The organism is Sandarakinorhabdus sp., from assembly GCF_031422795.1.
Lineage (GTDB): Bacteria > Pseudomonadota > Alphaproteobacteria > Sphingomonadales > Sphingomonadaceae > Sandarakinorhabdus.
In genome coordinates, this window is record NZ_JANPML010000361.1 from 1 (window position 1) to 6,632 (window position 6,632).

5 protein-coding genes are annotated in these 6,632 nt (G+C 64.1%); 2 read left to right on the forward strand and 3 right to left on the reverse strand.

Annotation, left to right across the window (positions count from 1 at the left end; genetic code table 11):
* Both RMO81_RS12555 and cysD read right to left on the reverse strand, forming a co-directional pair.
* A partial coding sequence (locus RMO81_RS12555) for a GTP-binding protein (RefSeq protein ID WP_310476232.1) occupies positions 1-878 on the reverse strand: 878 nt, incomplete at its 3' end.
* Positions 878-1,795, reverse strand: coding sequence for a sulfate adenylyltransferase subunit CysD (gene cysD, locus RMO81_RS12560; protein ID WP_310476236.1), 918 nt, complete (start codon positions 1,793-1,795; stop codon positions 878-880). The genes RMO81_RS12555 and cysD, both read right to left, overlap by 1 nt.
* 379 nt (positions 1,796-2,174) lie before the next feature.
* Between cysD and RMO81_RS12565 the strand changes: the two genes are divergently transcribed.
* Positions 2,175-5,195 carry a TonB-dependent receptor domain-containing protein gene (locus tag RMO81_RS12565; RefSeq protein WP_310476233.1) on the forward strand — a complete coding sequence of 1,007 codons (3,021 nt, stop codon included), beginning with the start codon at positions 2,175-2,177 and terminating at the stop codon, positions 5,193-5,195.
* A gap of 112 nt (positions 5,196-5,307) precedes the next feature.
* Here RMO81_RS12565 and RMO81_RS12570 read toward each other — a convergent pair whose 3' ends face one another.
* Positions 5,308-6,303, reverse strand: coding sequence for a hypothetical protein (locus RMO81_RS12570; RefSeq protein ID WP_310476234.1), 996 nt, complete (start codon positions 6,301-6,303; stop codon positions 5,308-5,310).
* A 90-nt stretch (positions 6,304-6,393) separates the two neighbouring features.
* On the opposite strand from RMO81_RS12570, the gene RMO81_RS12575 reads away from it, so the two are divergent.
* Positions 6,394-6,632: hypothetical protein (locus tag RMO81_RS12575; protein WP_310476235.1), on the forward strand; the 239-nt coding region annotated here is incomplete at its 3' end.

Consider the following 6,632-nt stretch of genomic DNA (forward strand, 5'->3'; position numbering starts at 1 on the left):
GCTTCGGGGCCGGCGTGGGCCAGATCGCCGTCCACGGTGACGATGCGGGCGACCTTGGTGGCCTTGCCGGATCGCGCCGTGATCACCGGATCGCCCGGCTTTACCTGGCCGGCGACGATGGTGCCGGCATAACCGCGGAAGTGCGCATCGGGCCGGTTCACCCATTGCACCGGAAAACGCAGCGGGCCGCTATCATCGGCGGCGGCCAGTTCGATGCTTTCCAGATGGGCGATCAGCGTTGGGCCATCATACCAGGGCATTTCGGCGGCCGGGCTGGCGAGGTTCAGGCCGCGCCGCGCCGCCATCGGAATGGCGGTGAAGCCAGCAAAGCCCAGCTTGGCGGCGATGGCGGTATAATCGTCGACGATGGCGCGGAAGCGGGCTTCGTCGAAATCCACCAGGTCCATCTTGTTCACCGCCAGCACGATGTGGGCAATGCCCATCAGCGACGCGATGAAGCTGTGGCGGCGCGTTTGTGGCAACAGTCCCTTCGACGCATCGACCAGGATGATGGCCAGATCGGCGGTGGAGGCGCCGGTGGCCATGTTGCGGGTATATTGTTCGTGGCCGGGCGTATCGGCGATGATGAAGCGGCGGCGCGGCGTGGCAAAGAAGCGCCAGGCCACATCGATGGTGATGCCCTGCTCACGCTCGGCCTCCAGCCCGTCGAGCAGCAGGGCGTAATCCACCTCTGCGCCGGCGGTGCCGTGCTTGCGGCTGTCGACCGCCAACGTGGTCAGCGTGTCGTCCATGATGGCCTGGCTGTCGTGCAGCAGCCGGCCGATCAGCGTGGATTTGCCGTCGTCCACCGATCCACAGGTGATCAGGCGCAGAACGCCATCACGGGAGAGAGGGGCGCGGGTGAGGGTGCTGGCCATCAGAAATACCCCAGCCGCTTTTTCTGTTCCATCGAACCATCGCCGTCGCGATCGATCACCCGGCCCTGCCGTTCCGATGTGCGGGTATCGGCCATCTCGGCAACGATGTCGTCCAGCGTTTCCGCCGCGGATTCGACTGCGCCGGTGAGCGGATAGCAGCCCAGCGTGCGGAATCTGATGCGGCGCGTCACGGGTATCTCGCCAGCTTCAAGCGGCAGGCGATCATCATCCACCATCAGCAACACATCGTCACGCACAACGGTGGGGCGTTCGGCGGCAAAGTACAGCGGCACCACCGGGATCGCCTCGGCGGTGATGTAACGCCACACGTCCAGCTCGGTCCAGTTGGAGATCGGGAAGACCCGCATCGATTCCGCCGGCCCCACCCGCGTGTTGTAGGTGCGCCAGAATTCCGGCCGCTGCCGGCGCGGGTCCCAGCCCTGGTGGGCGTCGCGGAACGAGAAGATGCGTTCCTTGGCGCGGGATTTTTCCTCGTCGCGCCGGCCGCCGCCAATGGCCGCGTCAAAGCCGCCGCCGGTCAATGCCTGCAGCAGGCCAGTCGTGCGCATCACGTCGGTGTGCAGCGCCGAACCGTGAATGAAGGGGTTGATGCCGCGCGCCGCGCCTTCCTCGTTCACGTGCACGCGCATATCGATGCCCAGCGCCGGCATCAGCGTGTCGCGAAACGCGCCCATGGCGGCAAATTCCCACAGGCTGTCGACATGCAGCAGCGGAAACGGTGGCAGCGACGGCCAGAACGCCTTCAGCGCCAGGTGCAGCATCACCGTTGAATCCTTGCCGATGGAATAGAGCATCACCGGCTTGCGGAACGACGCCGCCACTTCGCGCAGGATGTGGATGGATTCAGCCTCCAGCCGCGCCAGATCGGGCGGCAAGTCCGGCAATCCGCCACGCATGGCGCGGCTATCGCTGCTGGTAAACCGCCCGGCATAGGCGTCGATGGCGGCTTTGCTTTCCATGCGCTCGCCTTAAAGCCAACATGGCAGAAGCAAAAGCCGAAACGCCCGAAATGCCCCGGCTGTAAAGCAAAATTCATCTTTCCTGTTGTGGCGAATTGGCCACACAGAGAGGCGGAAACGACCCGCTCAGCGTTTGCCGGCTTTACACGGCGGCTTGGTTTTCACAAAACGGACACAGGCCTGTGAGGGGCTGGGCGTTGTGCTGTCGTGCCGATAGCGGTGCCGTCAGAGGGAAAGTCGAGGTCGCAAGGCCTAAGGCAGTCCTGCTGGCGCAGCATGATTCCCTGGAAATTTGGTCAACGAAAAGGAAGTCACCGTGACGCATTCCAACAATTCGCATCGGCGCCTGGCGCTGACGTCCAGCGTCGCCACGCTGGCATTCGCGCTTCTGGCCGGCCCCGCTCTGGCGCAGACGGCCACCGCCGCTGCTGAAACCGAAGCAGCCGACGAAAGCACGATCGTCGTCACCGGTACCCTGATCCGCAACCCGAACCTGGTGTCGGCCGTGCCGATCGTCACCACCACGGCGGATACCATCGCGCTGCGCGGCAGCAACGTGGCCGAAGAAGTGCTGCGTGAAATCCCCGGCATCGTGCCGAACATCGGCTCGGCCGTGAACAACGGCAACGGCGGCGCCAGCTTCGTCGATCTTCGCGGCCTGGGTGCCAACCGGAACCTCGTCCTGCTCGACGGTCAGCGCATTGCGCCGGCCGGCCTCGCCGGCACCGTCGATCTCAACAACATCCCGCTGGCCCTCGTTGAGCGCGTTGACGCGCTGACCGGCGCTGCCGTGACCACCTACGGTGCCGACGCCATCACCGGCGTTGTGAACTTCGTCACCAAGAAGAACTTCACCGGCATGGACCTGCAGGTCTCCAACTCGCTGACCGAGCGTGGCGATGGCCACCGCCTGCGCGCCGATCTGACCATCGGCGGCGATTTCGCCGACGGCAAGGGCAACGCCGTGATCAGCCTCGGTTACCAGAAGGCCGATCCGGTATTCCAGGGTGATCGCGACATTTCGATCACTGGCATCACCACCGCAAATGGTGCCCCTGGCGGTTCCCCGACCGGCGTTCCGTCGCGAATCCGCAACGTCCGCCCGATCGATCCGCTGACCGGCCAGCCCAGCACCAATCCGGCCGTGGCCAACCTTGGCAATGGCCAGCTGTCGCCTGATGGCCGCACGGCAATTCCGTTCTATCAGCCTTTCAACTTCAACCCGTTCAACGTCTTCCAGGGCCCGTTCCAGCGCTTCAACATCTTCGCCAAGGCGAACTATCAGATCACCGACAATATCGAAGTCTATGGCCGCGGCATGTTCTCCAAGAACACTGTCCGCACCATAATCGCGCCGTCGGGCCTGTTCTCGCAGACGGTGGACTTGCCGCTGTCGAACCCCTTCCTGCCGGCCGCGATTCGCAATCAGTATTGCGCCTTCAACACCAGCTCGGTGGCTTCGGGCCTCTATACGCCGCGCTTCACGCCGGGTGAGTGCAACGCTGCTGCGACCGCGCTCAGCCCGACCGATCCGAACTATCGCAGCGTCACCACGCTGCTCAGCCGCCGTACGGTTGAAGCCGGCACCCGTGACAGCGAATATACCACGACCGTCTTCGATTACACCGCCGGTCTGCGCGGCAAGCTGACCAACACTATCGATTGGGATGTGTCGGCCAGCTACGGCGAGAGCGAAAACCTCGAGCGCACCACGGGTTATCTGATCAACGATCGTGTGCTGGAGGCTATCTTGGCCACCAACACCACCACCTGCCTCAGCGGCAACGCGGCCTGCGTGCCGTTGAACCTCTACGGCCCGGCTGGCTCGATTACGCCGGCAATGGCGCGCTTCATCTCGGCCGATGCCAGCACGCGTCGCACCACCAGCCTGACTCAGGTTCGCGCCTTGCTGTCGGGTGACTTCGGCTTCGGCTTCGGCGATGCCGAACCGGTGGCGTTCGCTGTCGGTGCCGAATATCGCGACTACGGCGCTGCTGTGTTGCCGGATGACTTCACGGAGCGTGGCGCTCTGGGCGGCGGCGGCGGCCCGACCCCGCGCGTCGAAGGCGGCTACAACGTCAAGGAAATCTATGGCGAAATCATCGCCCCGATCCTTGAAGGCAAGCCTTTCTTCGAAAACCTGACCTTCGAAGCCGGTGCGCGTTATTCGGCCTACGAAGTCGCTGCGCCGGGCAATCCGTCGTTCGACGCCTTCACCTGGAAGGCCGGCGGCACCTGGGAATTCACCCCGGGCTTCAAGGTTCGTGGTAATTACAGCCGCGCCGTCCGCGCTCCGAACATTGGCGAGCTCTTCTCGCCCGTTTCGCGCGGCCTGACCAATCTGGGCACCGATCCGTGCGCCGGCGCCGCTCCGGTGGGCAATGCCAACCTGACCGCAATCTGCATCGCGCAGGGCGCTTCCGCGTCCGTCATCGGCCAGATCGATCAGCCGGCTGCCGGCCAGGCCAACGCTTATGGCGGCGGCAACCCGAACGCCCGTCCGGAAAAGGCCAGCACTTGGACGCTCGGTGCGGTTTTCCAGCCGACCTTCGCTCCCGGCCTTGCCATCACGGCTGATTACTACAACATCAGCGTGACGGACGCGATCACCAGCCCACTGCCGGGTGACGCCATCGGTGCCTGCTTCGGCACCATCACCGCCGCCAGCGCCGCCAGCGCAGCGTGCACGTCCATCCGCCGTGATCCGCTCTCCGGCTCGTTCGATGGTGAATCGCTGGGTCTGCCGCGTCCGCTGTCGAACCTGGGTCGCCTGAAGACCGACGGTCTGGATGTGAATGTCACCTACTCGACCGATCTTGGCTTCGCCAAGCTGGGTGTGAGCGGCAACTTCAACTACACCTTCCGTGCACAGTTCCAGGCGACGCCGACCTCGGTCAACCGTGAATGCGTCGGCTTCTACAGCCCGAACTGCTCGTTCACCGGCTCGATCCAGCCGAAGTGGCAGACCACGCTGCGCACCACACTGGGCTTCGACAGCTTCGACGTGTCGATGCTGTGGCGCCATATCGATAACGTGATCCAGGAGCCGCTGAACGCTGCTGCACCAACTGCTGCCAACGGCTTCTTCGGCGACGACAGCCCGTTCTTCCCGGCTTTCCAGCAGATCCGGGCCTATGACTACTTCGACCTGACCGGTCGCTTCAAAATCGGCGACAAGCTGACCCTGATCACGACGGTGAGCAACCTGTTCGATACCAAGCCACCGCTGATCGGGTCCGAGGCTGGTGCGACCGCCTTCAACAGCGGAAACACCTTCCCGTCGACCTACGACACGCTGGGTCGTCGTTACACTGTGCAGCTCAACGTCCGCTTCTGATGAAGCGGCCCGCAAGGGCTGAAAATGCGAAAGGGCGGGTGGCAACACCCGCCCTTTTTGCTGTGTGGTGTGGAAGAAGCCGCAGAAGGGCGGTTCCGGCCAAGCGGACGGATCAGCCCAGCAGCGGCAACGGCAGATGCATCGACACGCCGGCCGACGTGGCGACCGCTTCGGCCCAGATTGCAACCTTGGCAATCTCATCGGCATGTGCGGCTTCGGCCTCGCGCTCGGCGGCGCGATCATCGGTGGTGAAGGCCTGCCCGAATTTGCTGTGGCGCGTAAAGATCGGTCCGGAAACAACGGCTGGCGTATCCAGCGGCACGCCGAAAAACTGGCTCAACGCCGCCACCGCCGGCCCCGGCTGGGCCAGCAACAGCTCTGAATCCAGCGTACGCACCCGGTCCCCGAACTGCACCGTCAGCCTTGTGAACAACGCTTGCTGGGCCAGCCATCCCATGGCGGCAACCTGCAGATCGGTCTGGCCCAGATAGTCTTCACCGCTGAACCCGAAAACATGCAGACCCTGTTTCAACTGTTTGACCAGCAGTTCCCGCACCCAGATCCGGCCATCCATACCCTTGCGGGCCACCGATCCCAGAAACACCGGCAACGGCGCATGCAGCAGCAGCGCTCGGGACTGCGGCCGCAGTTGCAGCATCAGCGGCGCCATGGCGTTGCAGACATTGCTGGGTTTGATCACGGTCGTTTCACCGGGCCCGAATGGTCGCGCCAGCAGATCGAGGCTGCCATCCAGCACAGCGGCAATCTGGCGGCCGTCGCCGCCGCGCAGCTGCCAGCCAATCAGATCATTGAGGATGACCGGCTCCTTCAGGCCCATCGCCAGCCCCGGCGCATCAAAGGCCCGGGCCAGCAGCGTGGAACAGCAGAAGGCGCTGTGCAGGATGAACCGCAGCGGCGCCGGAGGGCCGGCCTGCGCCAGAGCTGCGGCCCGTTTCACAATGGTGGGCTTGGCCTCCCCCAGATATTCGTCGGTCAGAAACGTTGCCTGCCCATGCGCGCTGCGCGGCGTGCGCCGGAAATGGATGGCATCGTGCTCCGGATCATAACGATGCGGCAACCAGACGGGATCGGAAGCGATAGTGGACACAACACCGATTTGACGCGCCGCCTCAGAAAGTGCAATCCCTTGTCCGGGGCTCGTCAACCAGTCGCACTGCGACTCAAAGGACTTCTCGTCATGGTTCGTCTTTCCTTCGCCGTGTTTCTCGCTGCCGCCGCCCTGGCGCCAGCGGCCGCTCAGGCGCCGACCACAGCGGCCAGCCCGGCTGCAATCGACAAGAACAAGGAAGTCGTCTGCAAGCGCGAAAAGGAAACCGGCAGCCTGGTCAAGGCCAAGCGTACCTGCCTGACGCGCGAGCAATGGGCTTATGTGTCGGACACCAACCAGCAATTCGCCCGCGATCTCAACAACTCGAC